Consider the following 22,570-nt stretch of genomic DNA (forward strand, 5'->3'; position numbering starts at 1 on the left):
ATGTGCTCCGATCATAGGGAGCCCTAGCGGTGGGGCCAAGCTAGGAAGCTGTCTGGCAATTGTCAATCGTGTTGACAATTGCCGACATTGACCATAGCGTCATCACCAGGGAGGAACGCATGGTCGGCAATGCCGTGTTCCGCGTAGAGGGACTGAGGAAATCCTTTGGCCGTAACGAGGTGCTTGGCGGCATCGCGCTGGACCTCCATGCCGGTGAAGTGACCGTGCTGATGGGCGCCAACGGCGCCGGCAAATCCACCCTCGTCAAGATCGTCAGCGGCGTTTACGAGCGTGGCGGCGGCGCCATGACGCTCGCCGGGCAGGACTTCGCACCGAACACTCCGGCGGAAGCTATCCGCGCCGGCGTCGTCACCGTGCACCAGAACATCAATGACGGCGTCGTCGCCGACCTTGATGTCGCCACCAATCTCACGCTCGACAGGCTGAGCGGCCGGGGCGCGCCGACCCTGTTCAATCCCGCTCGCGTGCGCCGTGAGGCCAGGGCGGTCGCCGACCGCATGGGGCTGGCCATCGATTTGAAGGCGCGCGTCAGCGATCTTTCGCTGGCCGACCGCCAGATGGTGGCGATTGCCCGGGCGCTGGCGCACCAGCCGAAAGTGCTGATCCTCGATGAGCCGACCTCGTCGCTCTCCACTGCCGAGGCCGCCAGGCTGTTCGCGCTGGTCGACCGGCTGCGCGAGCAGGGCGTGGCGATCCTCTACATCTCGCACCGCATGTCGGACATCAGGCGGCTCGCGGATCGCATCGTCTCGATGCGCGACGGCGTCGTCTCCGGCGCCTTCGATACCAAGCCGCTCGACTATGAAGGCGCGGTCAACGCCATGCTCGGTCGCAAGATCCATCTCGACCGGATCGTGGCCAGGAGTTCCGCCAGGGCGGTCCTGAGCGTCGAAGGCCTGCGCATCGCGCAGGGCGCCAAGCCGATGTCGCTGACACTCGGCGATGGCGAGGTCGTCGCCATCACCGGCCTCGTCGGCGTCGGCAAGACCGCTCTTGCCGAAACGCTGTTCGGTGTGCGCCGGCCGCTCGCCGGCACCATGACGATGAACGGCAAGCCTTACGCGCCGCGCTCGGCTGGCGACGCGATCGCAGCCGGCGTGTTCCTCGTCGCCAAGGATCGTGCGACCAGCGGCATCGTCGACGGCTTCAACATCGAGCGCAATGTCAGCCTGCCCTTTCTGAAGCGCATGTCCAGTCTGAGCGTGCTCAGGCGCCGCCTCGAACGCGCCACCGCACGCAGGCAGATCGAGCAACTAGGCATCGTCTGCCGCTCCGAGAAGGACGAGATGTCGGCGCTGTCGGGCGGCAACCAGCAGAAGGTGATGGTCGCCCGCTGGATGGCGCAGAATGCCGCGCTGTTCATCCTCGACGAGCCGTTCCAGGGCGTCGACATTTCGGCCCGGCGCGATATCGCCGCCAAGCTAAGGGCAAGCGCCAATGGCCGCGCCACGCTTCTGTTCGTCACCGAACTCGACGAAGCGCTGGAGACGGCCGACCGCATCCTGGTGATGTCGGAGCACACGATCGTCGGCGAACACCGCAATGCCGATGTCGACCTCGACCGCCTGTTGGCCGAGGTTGCCGGTGGACCGCTGCACAGCGCTGCCTGAGCGTGGCGGCCGATGGAATTGGAATGGAGAGACCATGGCTTCGAGTTGGGTAAAAACGGCAGCGGCGCCGGGGTGCGCCGAATGACGCTGCGCGACTACGCCATCCGCTATGGGTTCATCGTGCTGCTGTTCGGATTGGTTGCCTATTTCGCGATCGCCGCCGACGGGTTCGTCTCGCCGCAAAGTGCCGTCTTCATCTTCCAGTCTGTCGCCATCACCGGCGTGCTGGCGCTCGGTGTCACCGCCACGCTTGTCGTCGGCGGCTTCGACCTGTCGATCGGTTCGGTCGCAACCTCGGCCATGATGGCGGCGGCCTACGTGATGGTGGTGCTGGAGCAGAATGCATTCGTGGCGGTCATCGTCTGCCTGTCGATCGGCGCCATTGTCGGCCTGATCAATGGCTGGCTGATCGTCTACATGCGCGTACCCGATCTCCTGGCGACGCTCGGCATGATGTTCCTGCTGGTCGGTCTGCAGCGCATCCCAACGGAAGGCCGCTCCATCGCTACCGGCATGACCATGCCCGATGGCTCGGTCGCCGGGGGCAAGTTCTCCGATGCCTTCCTGGCGCTTGGCCGCCACCGCTTCGACTTCTTCATCCCCAACCTCATCCCGGTCTCGGTCGTCGTGCTTCTGGTGCTGGCCGTGCTCATCTGGTTCTTCCTCGAATACACCCGCTTCGGCCGCATGATGTATGCGGTCGGCAGCAATGAGCGCGCCGCCGAACTCGCCGGCGCGCCTGTCAAGGCATACAAGATCTGGGCCTATGTTATTTCAGGCGTTTTTGCCTCGATCGGTGGCATTTTGCTCGCCGCCCGGCTTGGACGTGGCGACATCGCCTCGGGTAATAATCTGCTGCTCGATGCGGTTGCCGCGGCGCTGATCGGCTACGCGGTGCTCGGCGCCGCCAAGCCAAACGCTTTCGGCACCGCCATCGGCGCGCTGTTCGTCGGCATCTTGCTGCAAGGCCTGACAATGATGAACGCGCCCTACTACACGCAGGATTTCGTCAAGGGCGTGGTTCTGGTCGTCGCCCTTGTCTTCACCTTTGCCCTTTCGGGCAGGGGCAGGAACTAGCATTCGGCCGGATAGGATTTTGGGTTCAACAAAAAGTGGAGGAAAACAAGGTGAACATCACAAGAAGACTTCTGGGGAAAGTGGCGCTCGGGCTCACCGGCGCAACCATGCTGATGCAGGGGGCATTTGCCGCCGACAAGCCGGCGCCGTTCGACAAACCTGGCGTGAAGATCGCGCTGGTCCGCTATCTCTCGACCGGCGACTTCTTCCAGGCCTATCTGTCGGGCGTCGAGGCGCAGTCGAAGGCGCTCGGTATCGACCTGCGCGTGCTCGACAGCCGCCAGGACGCCGCCCTTCAGTCCGACATGGTCGACCAGGCCATCGCGCTCGGCGTGCAGGGCATCATCATCCAGCACGGCCTGACGGAATCTATGAAGGACGCCGCCCAGCGCGCCGTCGACGCGGGCATCAAGGTGGTGGCATTCGACGTCAATGTCGAAAACCCCAAGATCCCGCAAATCGAACAGTCGGACAAAGACCTGGCACGGCTGGCGCTTGAACAGGCAGTCAAGGACAATGGCGAGAGCTGGAATGCCGGCTATGTCTATGTCGCCGGCATCGCGCCGCTCGACCGCCGCAACGAGACCTGGGTAGACGTCAAGAAAAAGCATGCCGGCATCAAGGAAGCCGCCATGTTCGGCACGCTCGACAATCCGATCGCCAACTCCGTCGCCAACCAGGCGCGCTCGGTCCTGTCGGCACACCCCGACATCAACGTGGTGTTCGCGCCCTATGACGAGTTCGCCAAGGGCGTGAAGATCGCCGTCGACGAAGCCGGCCTGAACAAAAAGATCAAGATCTATTCGGCCGACATTTCGACGTCCGACATCGCGGCGATGCGCGAGCCCGACAGTGCCTGGGCGGCAACCGCCGCCACCAACCCGGCCGTCGTCGGCCAGGTCTCGGTGCGCGCCCTGGCGCAACTGCTCGCCGGCGAAGATCCCGGCCACAACGTGATCGTGCCGCCGACGCTGATCACCCAACAGGAGCTGATCGACAAGGACATCAAGAACATGGAAGACTTGTCGGCCAAGCTGCCGCAGTTCGCCCATGCCGACGTCGCCATGCCGGCCTGGATGCCGAACCCGAACGCGAAGTAGGTTTCGCTGCAAGCGATAAGGCTAACAACTGAGAGCCGCCTGCAGCAATTGTTGCAGGCGGCTTTTCTATCGAAGACTGTCTTCACTCACGGAACAGGTCGGAATGCGAACCGGTACCAGCAAGCTGCAATTCGTCGCCGACAACGCGGTTCTTGCAAACCTACCGTAGCGCCGCCGCTATGTTGCCGCCGTCGACCGTCGTCACATCAGCGGTCGTCCGGTCGGCCAATGCATGGTGCAGGAAGGCCTGCGCCACATCCTGCGCCGTTACTTCCTGGCCGAGCAGATTGCCGGACATGTATTCCTTCTCCGACACGCCGCGCGCGCCGGAGCGGCTGGCGATCATGGCGTCGGTCAACAGGCCCGAGCGGATGCGGTCGGCGTTGACGGCGTTGGAGCGGATGCCATGGGCGCCGTAGTCGAGCGCGTATTGCCTTGACAGGAACAGCGTCGCCGCTTTCGGCACGCCATAGGCGCCGAATTTTGGACCCGGATTGACCGCCTGCTTGGAGGTGTTGAACAGGAGTGCGCCTCCGGTGCCCTGTTCCAGCATGATCCGCACGGCGTTCTGCGCTGCCGACTGGTGGGCGAAGAAATTGAGCTCGAAGCTCTTGCGCAGCAGCGTATCGTCAAGCTCGCCGATGCGGCCTTCCCAGGCAGCACCCGCATTGGACACCAATATGTCGACGCCGCCGAAGACGGCGACCGCCTTGTCGAAGGCGGCACGCATCTGGTCCGGGTCGGTGATGTCGGCGCCGACGCCAATCGAATTGTTGCCGGCTTTCTTGGCGGCATCAGCGGCCTTTTCGGCGTCGAGATCGACGACGACGGCATGAGCGCCATTGTCGGCGAACAGTTTTGCGGTCGCCGCACCAATTGCACCGGCGCCGCCGGTGATCAGCATCACTTGGCCGGTCAGCGGCTTCGGCTTGTTGGAGGCAAGCTTGGCCTGTTCCAGCGACCAGTATTCGAGCGGGAACAGGTCGGCCTTGGATAGCGGGTGGAAACGGCCGACGGCCTCGGCGCCGCGCACGGCCTCGATCCACATCTCGCCAACGTCCGAGGCGATCCTTGCGTCCTTCAGCGTGCGGCCGTGGCCGAACATGCCGAGCCCCGGCACCAGCGTCAGCCGGGGCATCGGATCGAGCATGGTGCGCTTGACGTCGTCGAGCGCGTCAATGGTCTCGAAATAGGCGCGGTAATCCTTGGCGAAAGCGTCGACATGGTTCTGGATTACGGCCCTGTAGTCGCCGATCTTGTCGGCGTCGGGCGCTGGCACGGCCATCGGCCCGGTCTTGATGCGGATCGACAGATCCGGCGTCGACACGCCGCGTCCTGCATAGTCGGCGATCTCTGCAGAACTGATGAAATCGACGATCGCGTCCGAGGTGCGGAAGTCAGAGATCATGCGGTCGAAGCGACCTTCGCCGCATGGCGCCGCTACAGCGCCGCGCAGCATGGGCGCGATCGCCGCCGGTGACGCTAGCCTTGCCGGCAATGCCGCCTTTGCAGCCTTCGGCTTGGCATGCTCGGCCACATAAGCCTCGGCTACGTTCACATAGTGGATCATCCGATCATAGGCCTGCCTGGCATCCTCGCCGAAAGTGAAGATGCCGTGCTTGTCGAGGATCAGGCCTTCTACCGTCGGGTCGGCGTCGAACACATCGGCGGCCGCCTTGGCGAGATCGAAGCCTGGCATGATGTAGGGCACATAGCCCATTTGTGCTCCGAACACCTTTGCCACCAGCGGCTTGCTGTCTTCCTGGTCGACGATGGCCAGGATGGCGGTGGAGTGGGTGTGGTCGACGAATTTATGCGGCAGGAAGGCATGTAGCAGGGTCTCGACCGAAGGGTTGGGCGAGGCGGGGTCGATCAGGTTGGCCCGCTGCAACGCGACCATGTCCTCGTCGGAAAGCCTGTCCAGCTTGCGCGCCTTGAGCAGGGCGCCCATCCTGACGGCGGGCAGGCCCTGCGGCTCGATGACGGCCATGTCCCAGCCGCTGCCCTTGACGCACAGCACGTCCCATTCGTCGCCGACGAGGTCGGTCGCCTTGATTTTGCAGGAGGTGTTGCCGCCGCCATGCAGGACCAGTTGTGGCACACCGCCCAGAAGCCGCGTCGTGTAGACGCGCAAGGCGAGGTCGCGGCCGACGCCCTTCTTCGCATAGTCGGCAACGAGTTTTTCGGCCGCGTCGTCGTTCCACAGATTCTTCATGTTCGTTTCGTCCAGTTGCTATCTTTGATGGTGAACAGGAATGCCGCGACGCCTTGATGACAAATGCGTCGGCAAAGCGTTGGTTTTCAGGATGCCTTTTCTGCTGACATTCCGGCATGATCGAGCAGCCGCTGCGCCATATGCGCGCCGACCACCAGATGCGTGCAGAGGCCGCCGGCGATCGCCGCGAGCAGCGGCTCGAACTTGCTGTCTTCCTGCACGACCATCAGCCGCTTCCCGATCACGCGCAGTGAAGCAAGCCCCGCCGAGATGACCCGCCGGTTGTAGCTGCAGTCGAGCAACTCGCCACCGGCATCGATGATCTGCCCGGCAATAACACCCGCGGCACCTTCCCTGCGCAGCGCCGCCATCTCGGCCGCCGTCAGCGCGCCGCACTTCACCAGGTGGCTGTCGGCATCGACCGCGCCGATGGAGTAGAGCGCAAGATCGCAGTCGCTGATCCCGGCAAGCTGGTCGCGGATCACAGGTTCGGCGCGCAGGCCTTGCGCCAGTTCCTCGGTCGACAGCACCAGGGGCGCGTAGAAGTTGAGGCCCTTGGCATTGAGCCGTCGCGCGATTTCCATCGTGCATTGATCGGGACGGTAGGAATACGGCGCGCCGAGATTGCCGCAGAGCTGCACCACGGTGACGTCCTGCAGGTCGGCATAGGACATGATGTCGGCGATGGTGTAGACGGTGCGGCCCCAGGCGACGCCGATGCGGTCGCCTTTCCCGACGAGTTCCAGGAAAACGCTTGCCGCCAGCACCGCGATATCGGTCGAGGGGTCGGCGAGATAGGCGTTCTCAGGCGCGATCCAGACGGCGTCGAGCTTCAGGGCGTCTTCCAGCCTGCGCGCCATGACGTCGTCCGTGAAGAGTTGCGTCGAGGTCGAGATGTTGACGATGCCTGTCTCACGCGCCTTGCGCAGATACATGGCGACGGAAGCGCGCGAAATGTTGAGTTGATTGGCCACTTCGTCCTGGCGAAGCCCATGGGCATAGTAAAGCCAGGCCGCCTTGTGGATGAGCTGTTCTGCCGGTCGGATCGCCATGCCGCCTCCTTGGCTGACATTAGTCACGGCTCTCGACAAAAGTCAAATTTGGACAAACATGAAGAGATCTCATGCTGGCGCGGCACAATCGAGATTCCCATTCTAGCAAGTCGGTGCAGGATAGCATTCTCAGCCCTTCAAGGGGGATAGCGTGACGACGAGCGTAAGGTTAGAAAGCTCGAAAAGAGTTTGGGGAGAATGGGATGGCCAATCCCTACGAACAGGATCTCGACAGGAACGCCGCCAACCACCAGCCACTGACGCCGCTCACCTATCTGGAGCGAGCGGCAAGAACCTATCCTGATCATGTCGCCATCATCCATGGCAGCCAGCGCATCAGTTACCGCGGTTTCTGGCGCCGTTCGTTGAAGCTCGCCTCGGCCCTGCACAAGCATGGCATCGGCAAGGGCGACACGGTGACGGTCATGCTGTCGAACACGCCGCCGATGCTGGAGGCGCATTTCGGCGTGCCGATGACCAAGGCGGTGCTGCACTCGCTCAACACGCGTCTCGACGCCGCCGTCATCGCCTTCCAGCTCGACCATGCCGAGACCAAAGTGCTGATCGTCGATCGCGAGTTTTCCAGCGTGGTGCGGGAAGCGCTCGGTCTGGCCGGGGTCAAACCGCTGGTCATCGACTACGACGATCCCGAATACGCCACCGACGCGCCCTATCCGAAAGGCGAGCGGGTCGGCACGGTGGACTATGAGGCCTTTGTCGCCAATGGCGACGAGGCGTTCGCCTGGTCGATGCCCGACGACGAATGGGATGCGATCTCGCTCAATTATACGTCGGGCACCACAGGCAATCCCAAGGGCGTCGTCTACCATCACCGAGGTGCTGCGTTGATGGCCTACACCAACACCATCCATGCCGGCATGGCCAAGCACGCGGTCTATCTCTGGACCCTGCCGATGTTCCACTGCAATGGTTGGTGTTTTCCCTGGACGCTCGCCGTCCAGGCCGGCACCCATGTCTGCCTGCGCTGGGTGCGACCGAAGCCCATCTTTGACGCTATCGCCGATCATGGCGTCACCCATCTGTGCGGGGCGCCGGTGGTCATGTCGGTGCTGGTCAACGCCAGGGACGAGGACAAGCGCGCGTTTGCGCAAACCGTAACCTTCAACACGGCCGCCGCCCCGCCGCCCGAAGCCGTGCTGTCGGGCATGGCCGATGCCGGCTTTGCCGTCACTCATCTCTACGGCCTGACAGAGACGTATGGTCCCGCAGTCGTCAACGAATGGCATAATGGCTGGGACGCACTCGACAAAGGGGCGAGGGCGGGCAAGAAGGCACGACAGGGCGTGCGCTATGCCGCGCTCGAAGGCCTGACGGTAATGGATCCGGAGACCATGGCCGAGACGCCCGCCGATGGCAAGACCATGGGCGAGGTGATGTTTCGTGGCAACATCGTCATGAAGGGTTATCTGAAGAACCGCAGGGCGACTGACGAGGCTTTCGGCGGCGGCTGGTTCCACTCTGGCGATCTCGGCGTCATGCACCCGGATGGCTATATCCAGCTCAAGGACCGCTCCAAGGACATCATCATCTCCGGGGGCGAGAACATTTCCTCGATCGAGGTCGAGGAAGCGCTCTACAAGCATCCTGCCGTCGCCTCCTGCGGCGTCGTGGCGCGCCGTGACGACAAATGGGGCGAGGTGCCTGTCGCGTATGTGGAACTGAAGCCGGGCAAGGAGGCGAGCGAGGCCGAGATCATCGAGCACTGCCGGACGCTGCTCGCCCGCTTCAAAGTGCCGAAAGCGGTGATCTTCGCCGAGATACCGAAGACCTCGACCGGCAAGATCCAGAAGTTCCGGCTGCGGGAAATGGCCAAGGTCGGCTGAAGCCCCCCGGCGGTCTTCGAGAGAATATTTTCAATGGCCCGCATCCTGAGCGCGCCTTGTGACATCTACTAGATGTCACCATTTGTCACCTATCGTACGCGTACATCGAATCGGTGTTGACACCCTGCTCATTTGGATTTACGAGTGATGAAAATCGAAATTCGTCACTCGTTATTTGACAGAGAGCTAATGTCCGAAGCCGCCAACATCGTCGCCGACGTCGCCCGACAGGAAAATGTAACGCGCATTCTCGATTGCGCCGAGCGCCTGTTCCGGCACTATGGCTACGGCAAGACCAATGTCGCCGACATCGCCCGTGAACTCGGCATGTCGCCGGCGAACATCTATAGGTTCTTCGCTTCCAAGGTCGAAATCCACCAGGCCGTATGTGGCCGGATGCTCGGCGCCAGCTACAAGATGGCGTACGAGATCATGCACCTGCCGATCAGCGCCGAGGAGCGGCTGCGTCGTTATGTGCATGCACAGTACAAGCTGACGATGGAGGTCATGCTCGACGACCAGAAGGTCCACGAGATGGTCATCGTCGCGCTCGAGCGGGACTGGGGCGTGATCGACAAGCATGTCGACAGCATTCACGATCTCTTCGCCGAGGTGATCGGCGAGGGCATCGAGGCCGGCGACTTCAGAAAGCAGGACCCGGTTACCGCATCGCGGTGCTTCGGTGCCGCCACCGTCATCCTGTGCCATCCGCAGATGGTGGCGCAGTGCCTCGCCAAGACCAATCGGGCAATGCCCGACGACCTCATCGATTACGCCATCAGAGCCTTGAAATAGCCGCCGCCAGCCGGTGCCGGTGTCGACAGTCCGTCTCCAGTCGGGAGTACCAAGATGTTTTTGCCCAGTTCCATCTTTCGCAAGCTGCCGGCTGCCGGCCTGATCGTCGCGTCGCTTGCGCTCGCCGCCTGCTCGCAGGAAAAAGCCGAGGTGAAGGACATCGTCCGCCCGGTCAAGGTCGTCGAGATCGCCCAGGCGCATGACACCCGCACGCTGTCCTATTCCGGATCGGTGCGCGCCCGCACCGAGAGCACGCTGGGTTTCCGGGTCAATGGCAAGATCACCGAGCGTCTCGTCGACATCGGCCAGCACGTGGCGCCTGGCGACGTGCTCGCCCGCATCGATCCCTCCGACTATGACCTGTCGGTCAAGAGCGCGCAGGCAGCACTCGATGCCTCCGAACGGCAGGTCGAGACGGTCGAACTCGCCCGCAAGCGCGCCGAACAGCTTTTCGCCCAAGAACTTCGCGCCGAAATCGCAGCTCGAACAGGCGACACTGACCTACGACCAGGCAGTCGCCACGCGCGACTCCGCCCGCTCGACGCTTGCCCAGGCCAGGAACCAGGTCGGCTATACCGACCTCAAGGCCGACAGGGATGGCATCGTCACGGCGGTAAACGCCGATGTCGGCCAGGTGGTCGGCTCGGGCACGCCCGTGGTCACCGTCGCGGTCGACGGTGAAAAGGAAGTGCTGATCGCGGTTCCGGAAATGGAGATCGCCGAGTTCAAGCCGGGCAAGGACGTCAAGGCGGGCTTCTGGTCGGACGATCGGCTGAAGCTCGGTGGCAAGGTTCGTGAGGTCGCCGGCAGCGCCGATCCGCAGTCGCGCACCTTTGCCGTCCGCGTCAGCCTGCCCAACGACCCACGCGTGCTGCTCGGCATGACCGCCAATATCGAAGCGTCGGCGGCTAACGAAAAGCAGCTCGTGTCCATCCCGCTCAGTGCGCTGGCCGAGAAAGACAGCCAGTCAATCGTCTGGACGGTCGATCGCGACGCCGACACCGTGCATGCCCGTTCGGTCAAGGTCGCAGAGTTCGCCCCCGACGGCGTGCGTGTCGCGGAGGGATTGAAACCGGGTGACGTCGTGGTCGCCGCCGGTACGCAGTTCATGACCGAGAACCTGAAGGTGAAACTCCCTGGCGGCACCGCACAGCAGTCCGCCTCGGCCGAGGGCGACGAAGCCAGCCAGTTGCGCTGACGACAGACAGGTCGGCCGCGCGTTCCCGCGGCCGCGGGTTTCCGGGCGGCGTGCCCGAAGGTCGAGACGTCAAGGCCGATGTACCCCCGCATCGATCCTCGCGTCCCACCGCGATGAGTGTCTCTCCGCTCGAGAGCAACGCCGCCCGGAAGCCAGTATCGAACGCAGATGATTTCGTTCCGTGCGCCGCGCTTCCTAGAAGCCCCTTTTCGAAGCGCCGGCACCCAAGCAAAGTGGACCACCACCGATGACGACCCCCACTGAAGAAAAGCGGCCCTTCAACCTGTCGCGTTGGGCCATCGGCCATCCCTCGATCGCACGGTTCCTGTTTGGGCTGATCATCATCGCCGGCGCGCTCGGCTTGATGCGCATGGGCCAGAAGGAGGATCCCGACTTCACCTTCCGCGTCATGGTCGTGCAGGCGATCTGGCCGGGCTCCTCGATCCAGGAGATGGAGGACCAGGTCGTCAACAAGATCGAGCGCAAATTGCAGGAGACGCCGCATCTCGATTTCGTGCGTTCCTTCACCCGCGCCGGCAGCGCCATCATCACCGTCCAGATCAAGGGTGACACCAACGCCGCCGAAGTGACGGATGCTTTCTACCAGGTGCGCAAGAAGGTCGGCGATATCCAGGGCGATCTGCCGCAGGGCCTGCTCGGCCCGTATTTCAACGACGAGTTCGGCGACACGTTTATCACCCTGCATTCGATCAGCGGGGACGGCTTCTCCTTTCCCGAATTGAAGAAGTTCGCCATCCAGGCGCGCGATATGCTTTTGACGACGCCCGGCGTCGAAAAGGCCGTCATCATCGGCGACCAACCGGAAAAGCTCTATATCGATGTCTCGTCCAAGGCGCTGGCCGAACGCGGCCTGACGCTGACCGACCTGCAGAACGCGATCAAGGGCCAGAACAATGTCGACGCCGCGGGTTCCGTCGATACCGGCGTCAATTCGGTGCGCATCTCGGTCGAAGGCGACGTCGCCAAGGCGGCCGACATCCGCGAACTGCGCCTGCGCGCCGGCGGCCAGGTTACCCGGCTGGGCGACATCGCCACCGTCACCTCGGGCCTGGAGGACCCCTTCCAGCGCAAATACCGCTTCAATGGCCACGACAGCGTGCAGCTTGGCGTGGTCATGGCCAAGGGTTTTAAAGTCACCGATGTCGGCAAGGATGTCGAGGCGACCTACAAGCGCTTCGAGGAGGCGCTGCCCTATGGCGTTTTGGTCGACCAGATTTCCGACCAGCCGGGCGTCGTCACGGACGCCGTCAGCGAATTCATGCATGCGCTCGGCGAAGCGCTGCTGATCGTGCTCGTCGTCTCGTTCCTGTCGATCGGCTGGCGCTCGGGGCTGGTCATCGCCATCGCCATACCGCTGGTGCTCGCCGCCACCTTCGCCATCATGTACGAGATCGGCATCGACCTGCAGCGCATTTCGCTGGGCGCTCTGATCATCGCGCTCGGCCTGCTTGTCGACGATGCCATGATCGTCGTCGAGATGATGGAGCGCAAGCTCGAGGAGGGGCTGGTCAAGATCGAGGCGGCGAGCTTCGCCTATTCATCGACCGCCTTCCCGATGTTGACCGGCACACTGATCACCACCGCCGGCTTCATACCGGTCGGGTTCGCTGCTTCGACGGCTGGCGAATATGTGCGCACCTTGTTCTATGTCGTCGGCATCGCGCTGATCGTGTCGTGGTTCGTGGCGGTCTATTTCACGCCCTGGCTCGGCTATATGATCCTGAAGCAGCGCAAGCATGCCGGCAGCCATCACGACGCCTTCGATACAGGCTTCTATCGTCGGCTGCGCGCCACGGTCAGCTGGGCCGTGCGCCATCGCATCATCGTTTTGGTGATGACGCTGGCGACCTTCGGCACCAGCCTTTGGGCGTTCCAGTTCATCCCGCAGAATTTCTTCCCGCAATCGTCGCGGCCCGAAATTCTCGTCGACCTCTGGCTGCCGGAAGGCACCAGCATCAAGGAGGTCGAGGCGCAGACCAAGGCCCTGGAAGCCAAGATGATGGACGACAAGGACAAGCGTTTCATCGCCACCTATATCGGCGAGGGCGCCCCGCGCTTCTTCCTGCCGCTCGACCAGCAACTGCGCAACCCGAACTTCGCCCAGATGCTAGTCATGGCCAATGACGAGCCGGCGCGCGAGCGGCTGATCGTCAAGCTGCGCACGGTTCTGGCTCAGGACTTCCCCTCGATCCGTGCCAAGGTCGACCGCCTGTTCCTCGGACCGCCGACCGGCTGGCCCGTGCAGATGCGCGTCATGGGTCCGGACCGCCAGGAGGTGCGCCGCATCGCCGACCAAGTGAAGGCGAAGTTCCGGCAGGATCCCCTGCTCGGCGCCGTCCATGACGACTGGCTGGAGCCCGTTCCGGCGATGAAGCTGGTCATCGATCAGGACCGCGCCCGTGCGCTCGGCGTCACCTCGCAGCGCATCCGCCAGATGCTGCAGGCGACGATGTCCGGCGCGCCGCTCGACGATTTCCGCGACGGCGAGGAGACTGTGTCGATCGTCGCCCGCGAGCCGGATGCCAGCCGCAGCCTGCTGTCCTCGGTGGACTCGGTCTATATCCCGACCGATTTCGGCGGCTTCGTGCCGCTGTCGCAGGTGGCCAAGGTGGTGCCTGTGCTGGAGCAAGGCATCGAGTGGCGCCGCGACCGCCTGCCGACGATCAGCGTGCGCGCCACCTTGCCAGACGGCGTGCAGTCAAACGATGTCGTCACCAAGATGTACAAGGACATGCAGGGCCTGCGTGACGGCCTGGCGCCCGGGTACAAGATCGAGATCCAGGGCGGGGCCGAGGATTCGGCCGAAAGCCAGGCTTCGATCGCCGCCAAGGCGCCGATCATGCTGGCCGTCATCGTCGTGCTCCTGATGATCCAGTTGCAGAACTTCGGCAAGGCGATGCTGGTGCTGGCCACCGGCCCGCTTGGCATCATCGGCGCGGCCGCGGCTCTGCTGATCAGCGGTGCACCGTTCGGCTTCGTCGCCATCCTCGGTGTCATCGCCCTGCTTGGCATCATCATGCGTAACTCGATCATTTTGGTCGACCAGATCGACCAGGACATTGCCAAGGGCATGGACCGTTCCGAAGCGATCGTCGGCTCGGCCGTGCGACGCTTCAGGCCGATCGTGCTGACGGCGATGACGGCGGTGCTGGCACTGATCCCGATCTCGCGCGGCGTGTTCTGGGGACCGCTCGCCTATGCCATGATGGGCGGCATTCTGGTCGCCACCGTGCTCACCATCCTGGTGCTGCCGGCGGGCTATGCGCTCTTCTTCGGCCGCGAGCCGAAGATGGCGAAGACCGACGAGCAGGCGCCGGAGCAAGGAGAGATCGAACGCATCGGACGGCCGCAACTGCCGTTGGCGGCGGAATAAAAAACCGGCCGGTCGATTTGCGACCGGCCGGTTTTCCTTGATGCAGTGGCTTGGGCCGCGGTCAGACCATCAGATAACGAACACCCAATTGGCGATGAGCATGACCGCCACGCCGGCAACCAGCGTCAGATAGGGCAGCATGCCCGCCTTCTTGACCGAAAGGTCGGCTCCCGTCATGCCGAGATCGGCCAGCATATGGTCGGGGAACTTTCCGCCATCCTGGATGTAGTGGCGGAAGCAGAACACCGGGATGATCAACGCCGCCGTGATCAGTCCGGCCCACAGCGCCATCGGGTTCCACACCTTGGCGCCTGCGCCCATGAAGATCGCGTTGACGTAGGCGAAGATCGCTCCGATCCCCAAGAGCCAGCTCGGTGCTTTCCATGGCCGTGCGATATGGCCGTTGTCGATGCGGTGGATCCAGCCGGCATTGAGGTTGAGGAAGTTGAAGATGATGTAACCGCAGTTCGACACGGCGAGGATGAAGAAGAAGCTCGTCGCGTCGGCCGAGGCGATCGCCAGCACGACCAGATTGAAGCACAGATCGGTCCACATGGCCCGCGTCGGCGCGCCGTGCTCGTTGACGTGGCTGAGATAACGGGGCAGCCAGCCGTCGACCGAGCCCTGGTAGAGCGTGCGCGACGAGCCGGCCATCGCCGTCATGATGCACAGCACCAGCGCCAGGATCATCAGCATCACCAGCAGGCTGTGGATAAGCCTGCCGCCGCCGACCATGCCGGCCAGCGCATCGGCCACGCCGGAGCCGTCGACGATCGGTGTTGCCAACATGCCGTTCAAGCCCAGCACGCCCTGGAAGGTGAAGGGCACCAGGATGAACAAAAGCATGCAGAGCAGGCCGGAATAGAAGATGGCCTTGAACGTGTCGGTACCCGGGTTCTTGAACTCCGACGTGTAGCAGACGGCGGTTTCGAACCCATAGGTCGACCATGCGGCGATGAACATGCCGCCGAGCGCCAATGTCCAGCCAGCGATGTTCCAGGAGCCGGGCTCAGGTGCATAGGCGGCGGCGAGCGGCACCAGCGGCGAAAAGTTCGACCAGTCGATCTGGCCGGTGAAGATCGGCACCACGCCGACGATCAGCATCGGGATGATGACCAGCAGGCCGATATATTTCTGCACGCTGGCAGTGCCCAGGATGCCGCGATGCTGGATCGAGAAGATGATCAGCATCAGCACCGCGCCGATGAAGAAGGTGGCATTGAGCGTGAATGACACCGGGCCTAGCGTGTGGCTCCACAGCGTCCAGTTGCGGATCGCCGGCGTCGCGGCGGCTGTCACCGCGGTAATGGCGTCGGCAGGCGCCGTTCCGGCATGCGCGGCGATGTAGGCGACGACATCGGGCGAGGCCTCGGTGAACAGCGGCACCGGCGCCAGCGCATTGAGGATATAGGCGGCGGCGATCGAGCAGCCCAGCGACAGCACCGGCGACCAGGCGAACCAGTTGCACCACACCGACAGCGGCGCGATGAACTTGGAGTAGCGCAGCCAGGCGGTGGCGCCGTAGATCGAGGCACCGCCGGACTTGTTCGGGAACAGGCCGGCGATCTCGGCATAGGTGAAGGATTGCAGGAAGCCCATGATCATGGACACCGTCCAGATCAGGAACGCCAGCTTTCCCGTCGTGCCGGCAATGCCGCCGATCGAGAACAGGACCAGCGCCGGAACGCCACTCGCCACCCAGAAGGCGCCGCGCCAGTCGATATGCCTGAGCAGCTTGCTTTCGGCAGGCTGGTCCAGGACCGTACTTATTGTGCTCATGTGGATAAGTTCCCCTTTTTCGATGTTCCCCGCCAGTGGTGCCTCGGCTACGCGAAACTTACTCCCCGGCAAAAGATCGTTCCGGCCGCGGTGTTTCCACTCAGTCGTATTTTTTTCTTAAGAGTGAAGATTGATCCGGCGCGCTGTCACGTCAAGCGATTTGTGAAACCATGCACATCACGCTTGCGCGCGGGAACGGCAAAGCGTCCGGAGGTGCGGCCGGCGGGCGCTTTGCGGCCCAAAAGGGCAGGTCAGGAACGCGGTTTGGTCTTTTGCGGATCGTAGTGGGCAAGGGCCACGACCCGAGCCGGCAGCCGCTTGGCTTGGCCGTCGAGTTTGCCGATCTCGACCTCCGTGCCGATAGCGGCATGAGTGAGGTCGAGCCGCGCCAGCGCGATGTTCTTGCTCAGCACCGGCGAACGCATGCCCGACGTGACGACGCCGATCTGGGCGCGGCCGACATGGATGCAGTCGCCGTGGCCGACGGCGACATTGCTGTCGACGTCGAGGCCGACCAGTTTCGTCTGCGGATGATCCTTGCGCCGGATCAGCGCCTCGCGGCCGATGAAATCGTCGGTCTTGCTCTTCAGCGGCACGGTGAAGCCGATACCGGCCTCGAAGGGGTCGGTCTGGTCGGAAAATTCGTAACCGGCGAAGATCAGTCCCGCCTCGATGCGCACCATGTCGAGCGCCTGCAGGCCCATCGGCTTCAGCCCATGCGGCTGTCCGGCCTCCCAGATCGCGTCGAAAACCTTTTGCGCGTCGCGCGGATGGCACCAGATCTCGTAGCCGAGTTCGCCGGTATAGCCGGTGCGTGAAACGACGACGGGGATGCCGTTGCCGCCGCCGATCCTGGCGACGGCGAAGCGAAACCATTCGAGTTCCTCCATCGACGGCTGCAGCGGCGAGGTCCAGATCACCTCCTTCAGGATGGCGCGGCTCTTTGGCCCTTGCACGGCGATGTTGTGCATCTGATCGGTGGACGAGCGCACCAGCACATTGAGGCCGAGCTTTGTCGCCGTCTCGCGCAGCCATTCGCCGGACAGATCGTCGCCGCCAATCCAGCGGAAATTGTCCTTGCCGAGCCGCAGAAGCGTGCCGTCGTCGATCATGCCGCCATGCTCGTAGCACATGGCGGAGTAGACGACCTGGCCGACGCCGAGCTTCTTGACGTCACGCGTCAGCGTATATTGCAGCAGCGCTTCGGCATCCGGGCCGGTCACTTCGAACTTGCGCAGCGGCGACAGGTCCATGATCACGGCATCCTGCCGGCAGGCCCAGTATTCGGCGATGGCGCCTCCCCGGGCGAACGAATTGGCCAGCCAATAGCCCCTGTACTCGACGAAGTCGCGCGTGTGTTTGGCAAAGCTCGAATGGAAAGCTGTCTCGCGGGTCATTTTCGGTTCCGAATCGGGCGTCATGCGTCTGGCGATCGCTCGCGAGAATTTGTGCTGGCCGGAATAGGTCCGCACGTGGATGTCGGTCAGGTCCCAGCCATTGGCCGGCGTCGTGTCGTCGGGGCAGGCGGACGAGACGCAGACGATGTCGGTCAGCGCTCTGAGCAGAACATAGTCGCCGGCCCGCGACCATGGCTCGTCCGACACCATGACACCATGGGCGTCGATCGCCGTGTTGAAGAAGAAGTTGATCGCCATCCAGCCGGCGCGGGGATTGACGCCCTTGCCGTCCAGCGCGCGATTAAAGTTCTCCGAGCAGTTGATGTGGCCGGGATAGCCGATGTCGTCGTAATATTTCGCCGCGCAGGCGAGCGCGAAGGCATCGTGCCGGCCGCATGTGTCCTGCACCACCTCAACCAGCGGTTCCATGTCCTGATCGTAATATTTCGAATGCAGGCCAGGCATCGGATAGCTCGCGCCCATCAGCGTGCGTGTCGTCGTGACGTCGAGCGGATGGTCGAGCCCCTTGTCAAGCTTGCGCGCCGAGAAACACTGGAAGTCGGTGCACTGGCGCCCGTCGACATCGATGATCTGCAGATAGTCGCCCGCCTTGACGAAATACGATCCCGCCGTCGCCGAATGGACGCGCAGGTCGAGCACCGGATCGGCCAATGGATCGGCAAGCCGGGACTTTGTTTTCAGGCGGATCGTGTTGCGCCGCACGACGACGCTGAGCGGCGTCGCTGTGTCGTGCCCATCGACCAGCATCGGACCGCCGGGTGCGGCGATCAGCATCGCACCGTCGCGCGCGACGGTGAATGCCTGCTCGGTACCGGCTGGTGTGGTGCCGCCAAACACGCGCACCGCCTCGGCCTGCCCAAGCTGAACCTGGCGACGTTCGAGGCCGCGGCGCACAGCCGAGAGACTGTCGTCGCCCTCGGTGAGCAGCGCCTTGATGCCGGCGGCATTGCTGTTGGATTTTTCACCGAGAATGCCGGGATCACTGGCGCCTGACCTGTCCCAGGCCAGCAACTCGCAGGCCTGGCCACCCTCGGCGTTGCGAACGGTGATCGTATCGCCGGCCTCGACCTCGATCAGCACCGCGCCGTTCCCCTGTACGGTATAGCGCTCCATGCCGGCCGGCAGCGAGATCTGGCCGGGCCGCAGGATCAGGCTTGGCCTGGGCGGTCCGGCTGTCACGGTGGGGTAGGGCGACTGGCTCATCTCAGCCTTGCGGTTCGAGAAACAAGTTTGCCTGTGCGTGAAATTATTTTAGCAGCAAGAATAGCAGCGGAGCGGAGTTTGGCAAGGCGGGGAAGAAGCGCAGTGCTACGCCAAGTCCTCCGAATGCCCGATCTCGACACCATACTCGGCAGCCGAGTCCAGCATCGTGTGCCACAGGCTTTCGGCGAAGGTCGAAAACACCAGAGCGGTGAAAACAGCCTGTCCGTCCGGCGCATCATTGCCGCGCCACAGCGTGACGCTGGTGTGATCCATCGAGGTGGTTGCCGCGGCTCCGACCGGGAACGCCGCCGGATACAGATCGATCGACGACAGCTTGGCGAGCAGGGCGCGCGCCTTGTTGCCGGAAATGCTGATCAACACCCGCGCATGTGACTGGTCCGATAGCGAAGCCGAGGTCGCGAAAACCAGGGCCAGCGACTCCACTGTGTGCCTGCCCTTCGACAGCACGAAGAACTGATCCGGTCCCGACCAGATGAGCGTGGCTTCGACTGCTGCAGCCGTCTTCGGCGTTTCCGGGACCGCCACGCCGAAATGCGCGTTCGCGGCGCTCGCCATCTCGGCCGTCTTGCCGCGCCGCGCCATCACCTGGACGAGGTCGAAATTGCGGATCTCGCTCAGGGTCACGCCGGCGTCGCCCCGCGCGCCATGTGGACCGGCGACGAGTGCGCGGTGGAGAGGGCTGCGGGTTTCCCAGGCAAACTCAGCCACGCTGGCGCCCTCCATCCGGGTCATAGAAGACGGGGTTGCACAGTTCCAAATCGTAATCCTCGCCGCGTAGAGGATCGTGCGCATGCACGATCTCGCCGAACCGCTCGCGGCCGCGTTCGACAAGTGCAAGCCCGATCCATTGGTCTGATGTCGGCGAGAAGCAGACCGAGGTGACGTAGCCCTGGTCGTTGTCGGGCCCGGGTGTCTGCCCCTTCGGAATGATGTGCGCGCCGGAACGCAGGCGCCGGGCCTTGTCGGTCGGCTTGATGCCGACGACGACCTGACGATCCGCTGCGATCAGCGCCTCGCGTCCGGCCATGACGCGGCCGATGAAATCCTTCTTGGTCGACATCATCTTGCCGAGGCCGAGGTCGGCCGCGGTGGTCGTGCCGCTGAGTTCCGGACCCGCGACGTGACCCTTTTCGATGCGCATGACGCCGAGTGCCTCGGTGCCGTAAGGCGTCACGCCGAACGGCTTGCCCGCAATCATCAGATTGCGCGCCATCGCCTCGCCGTAGCGCGCCGGCACCGAAATCTCGAACGCCATTTCGCCCGAGAACGAAATGCGGAACAGCCGCGCCCTGACGCTGCCGCGCAACGCGACTTCGCGCGCGCCCATGAAGGGAAACCCTTCGTTGGAAAGGTCTTCCGAAGGATCGACGATCTCTTTCAACAGGTCGCGGGTTTTGGGGCCGGCAATCGAAAATTGCGCCCACTGGTCGGAGACCGAGGTTAACTGCACATCGAGTTCCGGAAACAGCACCTGCCGGCAGAATTCGAGATGCTGCATCACCAGGCCGGCCTTGGCCGTGGTGGTGGTGAGGAAATAGTGGTCCTCGGCCAGCCGCGACGTGGTGCCGTCGTCATAGACGATGCCGTCCTCGCGCAGCATCAGCCCGTAGCGCGCTTTTCCCACCGCAAGAGTGGAGAAGGTGTTGATGTAGACGCGGTCGAGGAAAGTGCCGGCGTCCGCGCCATGCACGTCGATCTTGCCCAGCGTCGAGACATCGCAGAAGCCGACGCCTGAGCGCACCGCCTTGACCTCGCGGGTCACCGATTCCAGCCAGTCCTTCTCGCCGGCGCGCGGATACCATTGCGCGCGCTTCCACAGGCCGGTGTCGACGAAGATCGCGCCCTGTTCGGCGGCCCAGTGATGCGACGGCGTCAGCCGCGTGGCGTGAAAATTCTCGTCACGATGATGGCCGGCGAAGGCGCCGATGGCGACCGGCACATAGGGAGGCCGGTAGATTGTCGTGCCGGTCTCGGGAATGGATTTGCCCGTGACCGCCGCCATGATGGCGAGGCCGGCGACGTTCGAGGTCTTGCCCTGGTCGGTCGCCATGCCGAGCGTGGTGTAGCGTTTTAGGTGCTCGACCGATTCGAAACCTTCGCGCTGTGCCAGCTCGATATCCGATGCGGTGACATCATGCTGCTGGTCGACGAAAGCCTTGCCCTTGCCGGCAATGTGCCAAAGCGGCGTCAGCGAAAAGGCTTCGTCGTCGGCCACCGGCGTGGAGCCTGAACCATTGCCGTGTCCAGCATCACGTGCCGCGGCCTCGCCCGCCGCAAATCCTTCGCGCAAGCAGGCGCCAAGCCCGAAGGCGCCGTTGGCGGCACCAGCCGCGACCATTCCCGGAGGCGCGCCGTCGGGCACGAAGGCGGCGATATTGTCGCGCCATTTCGGCCGGCCGCGATGATAGGAGGTGAGCCCGACCGCCGGGTTCCAGCCACCAGAAACGGCAAGCCCGTCGGCTTCCACTTCGGCCCGCGCGCCGCCGGTGAGTGAGACGGAAATCTTGCGCACGCCCTTCTTGCCGCCATCGATGCCGCTGACGGAGCCATGCAGAACCGCAAAGCCGCCCTTGCTGGCAAGCGAGCGGTGCTCGGACGAGATTTCCGCGCGCGCGTCGATCACGGCGGCGACCTGCAGTCCGGCCCCGAGCGCTGCCTCGACGGTGCGCCAGCCGTCCTCATTGTTGGTGAACAGCGCGATGCGCCTGGCCGGTGCCGCGGCATAACGTGCGATATAGCTGCGCATGGCGGACGCCATCATCACGCCCGGCGTGTCGTTGCCGGCAAAGACGATTGGCCGTTCGAGCGCGCCTGCCGCGACGACGCAGCGCTTGGCCACGATCCGCCATAGTCGCTGGCGCACCTGGTGCTCCGGCGGCGAGGGTAGATGGTCGCTGACGCGCTCGATCGCACCATAGGTGCCGCCATCATAGACGCCGAACAGCGTCGTGCGCGTCATGATGCGGACATCAGGCATGGCGGCAAGCTCACTGAGCGTGCGCGCGATCCATTCGTCGGCAGCCATGCCGTCGATCGTGCCGCCATCGGCAAGCAGGCGCCCGCCGGGAACAAAATCCTCTTCGCACAGGATGACGCGAGCGCCGCCGCGGCCTGCCGCGAGGGCGGCGGCGAGGCCCGTCGGGCCAGACCCGGCGATCAGCACGTCGCAATGCGCCCAGGCCTTGTCGTAATGATCCGGGTCGGCAATGCCGGCTGCACGGCCGAGCCCCGCGGCGCGGCGGATCGCCGGCTCATAGATCGCTTCCCAGAACTTCGCCGGCCACATGAAGGTCTTGTAGTAGAAGCCGGCGACGAAGATCGGCGCGAACAGCTGGTTGACCGACATCACGTCGAAGGCGAGCGACGGCCAGCGGTTCTGGCTGGCGGCGTCGAGCCCTTCATAGAGCTCCGCTGTCGTCGCCTTGGTGTTCGGCTCGCGCCGTGCACCGCTGCGCAGTTCCACCAGCGCGTTAGGTTCTTCCGATCCCGCGGTCAGGATGCCGCGCGGGCGATGGTACTTGAACGAGCGGCCAACCAGCTTGACGCCGTTGGCAACCAGTGCCGAGGCAAGCGTGTCGCCCTGGAAGCCTGAGAAAGTCTTGCCGTCGAAGCGGAAGCCGAGCGGCGCCGAGCGGTCGATCAGGCCGCCTGATGTCAGGCGATGGGATTGGAAGGAAGTCACGATGCTTGACCCTCATGCGGGAGCGTCGCGCCGCCCCTCATCGCCCTGCCGGGCACTTCTCCCCGTATAGTGACGGGGAGAAGGAAGCTGTCGTCGAAGATTTCGCCGATCATCGACGTTGCCAAAAGGGCGCGGAGGTCGCGGCCAGCCCCCCTCTCCCC

General features: G+C 63.8%; 12 protein-coding genes and 1 pseudogene. 7 read left to right on the top strand and 6 right to left on the bottom strand.

What is annotated here, in order from left to right; genetic code table 11:
* The first annotated feature begins 119 nt into the window (after nt 1-119).
* From ACVWWD_RS15265 to ACVWWD_RS15275, 3 genes are all read left to right on the top strand, one after another.
* The gene (locus ACVWWD_RS15265) at nt 120-1,631 is read left to right on the top strand and encodes a sugar ABC transporter ATP-binding protein (RefSeq protein ID WP_457103630.1); all 1,512 of its coding nucleotides are present in this window, start codon (nt 120-122) and stop codon (nt 1,629-1,631) included.
* An 81-nt stretch (nt 1,632-1,712) separates the two neighbouring features.
* Nucleotides 1,713-2,708, top strand: coding sequence for an ABC transporter permease (locus ACVWWD_RS15270; RefSeq protein ID WP_023794630.1), 996 nt, complete (start codon nt 1,713-1,715; stop codon nt 2,706-2,708).
* A 50-nt stretch (nt 2,709-2,758) separates the two neighbouring features.
* Complete coding sequence (locus ACVWWD_RS15275; RefSeq protein WP_457103166.1) at nt 2,759-3,808, top strand: substrate-binding domain-containing protein; 1,050 nt, start codon at nt 2,759-2,761, stop codon at nt 3,806-3,808.
* A 160-nt stretch (nt 3,809-3,968) separates the two neighbouring features.
* On the opposite strand, the gene ACVWWD_RS15280 is transcribed toward ACVWWD_RS15275, so the two are convergent.
* Nucleotides 3,969-6,023, bottom strand: coding sequence for a bifunctional aldolase/short-chain dehydrogenase (locus ACVWWD_RS15280; RefSeq protein ID WP_457103167.1), 2,055 nt, complete (start codon nt 6,021-6,023; stop codon nt 3,969-3,971).
* Nucleotides 6,024-6,109: 86 nt separating this feature from the next.
* A complete protein-coding gene (locus ACVWWD_RS15285; protein ID WP_023771073.1) occupies nt 6,110-7,075 on the bottom strand; it encodes a sugar-binding transcriptional regulator in 966 nt (321 codons plus the stop codon).
* A 203-nt stretch (nt 7,076-7,278) separates the two neighbouring features.
* Here ACVWWD_RS15285 and ACVWWD_RS15290 point away from each other — a divergent pair, with 203 nt between their 5' ends.
* The 4 genes and pseudogenes from ACVWWD_RS15290 to ACVWWD_RS15305 all read left to right on the top strand — a co-directional run bounded on the left by ACVWWD_RS15290 (nt 7,279) and on the right by ACVWWD_RS15305 (nt 14,306).
* Nucleotides 7,279-8,919 carry an acyl-CoA synthetase gene (locus ACVWWD_RS15290; RefSeq protein WP_352546543.1) on the top strand — a complete coding sequence of 547 codons (1,641 nt, stop codon included), beginning with the start codon at nt 7,279-7,281 and terminating at the stop codon, nt 8,917-8,919.
* A 189-nt stretch (nt 8,920-9,108) separates the two neighbouring features.
* Nucleotides 9,109-9,714 (top strand): TetR family transcriptional regulator, encoded by a 606-nt coding sequence (locus ACVWWD_RS15295; RefSeq protein WP_352546542.1) that lies wholly within the window; start codon nt 9,109-9,111, stop codon nt 9,712-9,714.
* Nucleotides 9,715-9,768: 54 nt separating this feature from the next.
* Nucleotides 9,769-10,912: pseudogene (locus tag ACVWWD_RS15300) on the top strand (efflux RND transporter periplasmic adaptor subunit).
* A 247-nt stretch (nt 10,913-11,159) separates the two neighbouring features.
* A complete protein-coding gene (locus ACVWWD_RS15305; protein WP_457103168.1) occupies nt 11,160-14,306 on the top strand; it encodes an efflux RND transporter permease subunit in 3,147 nt (1,048 codons plus the stop codon).
* Nucleotides 14,307-14,375: 69 nt separating this feature from the next.
* Here ACVWWD_RS15305 and ACVWWD_RS15310 read toward each other — a convergent pair whose 3' ends face one another.
* From ACVWWD_RS15310 to ACVWWD_RS15325, 4 genes are all read right to left on the bottom strand, one after another.
* A complete protein-coding gene (locus tag ACVWWD_RS15310; protein ID WP_023771069.1) occupies nt 14,376-16,085 on the bottom strand; it encodes an APC family permease in 1,710 nt (569 codons plus the stop codon).
* A gap of 251 nt (nt 16,086-16,336) precedes the next feature.
* Nucleotides 16,337-18,706, bottom strand: a complete 2,370-nt coding sequence (locus ACVWWD_RS15315) for a DUF1989 domain-containing protein (RefSeq protein WP_352546539.1) — start codon at nt 18,704-18,706, stop codon at nt 16,337-16,339.
* 105 nt (nt 18,707-18,811) lie between these two features.
* On the bottom strand, nt 18,812-19,435 hold the full coding sequence (locus tag ACVWWD_RS15320; protein ID WP_023771067.1) for a sarcosine oxidase subunit gamma: 624 nt from the start codon (nt 19,433-19,435) through the stop codon (nt 18,812-18,814).
* On the bottom strand, nt 19,428-22,409 hold the full coding sequence (locus ACVWWD_RS15325; protein ID WP_457103169.1) for a sarcosine oxidase subunit alpha: 2,982 nt from the start codon (nt 22,407-22,409) through the stop codon (nt 19,428-19,430). The genes ACVWWD_RS15320 and ACVWWD_RS15325 overlap by 8 nt, the downstream gene beginning before the upstream one ends.
* Between the last annotated feature and the right edge of the window lie 161 nt (nt 22,410-22,570).

The sequence above is a fragment of the Mesorhizobium sp. URHB0026 genome (assembly GCF_054059755.1).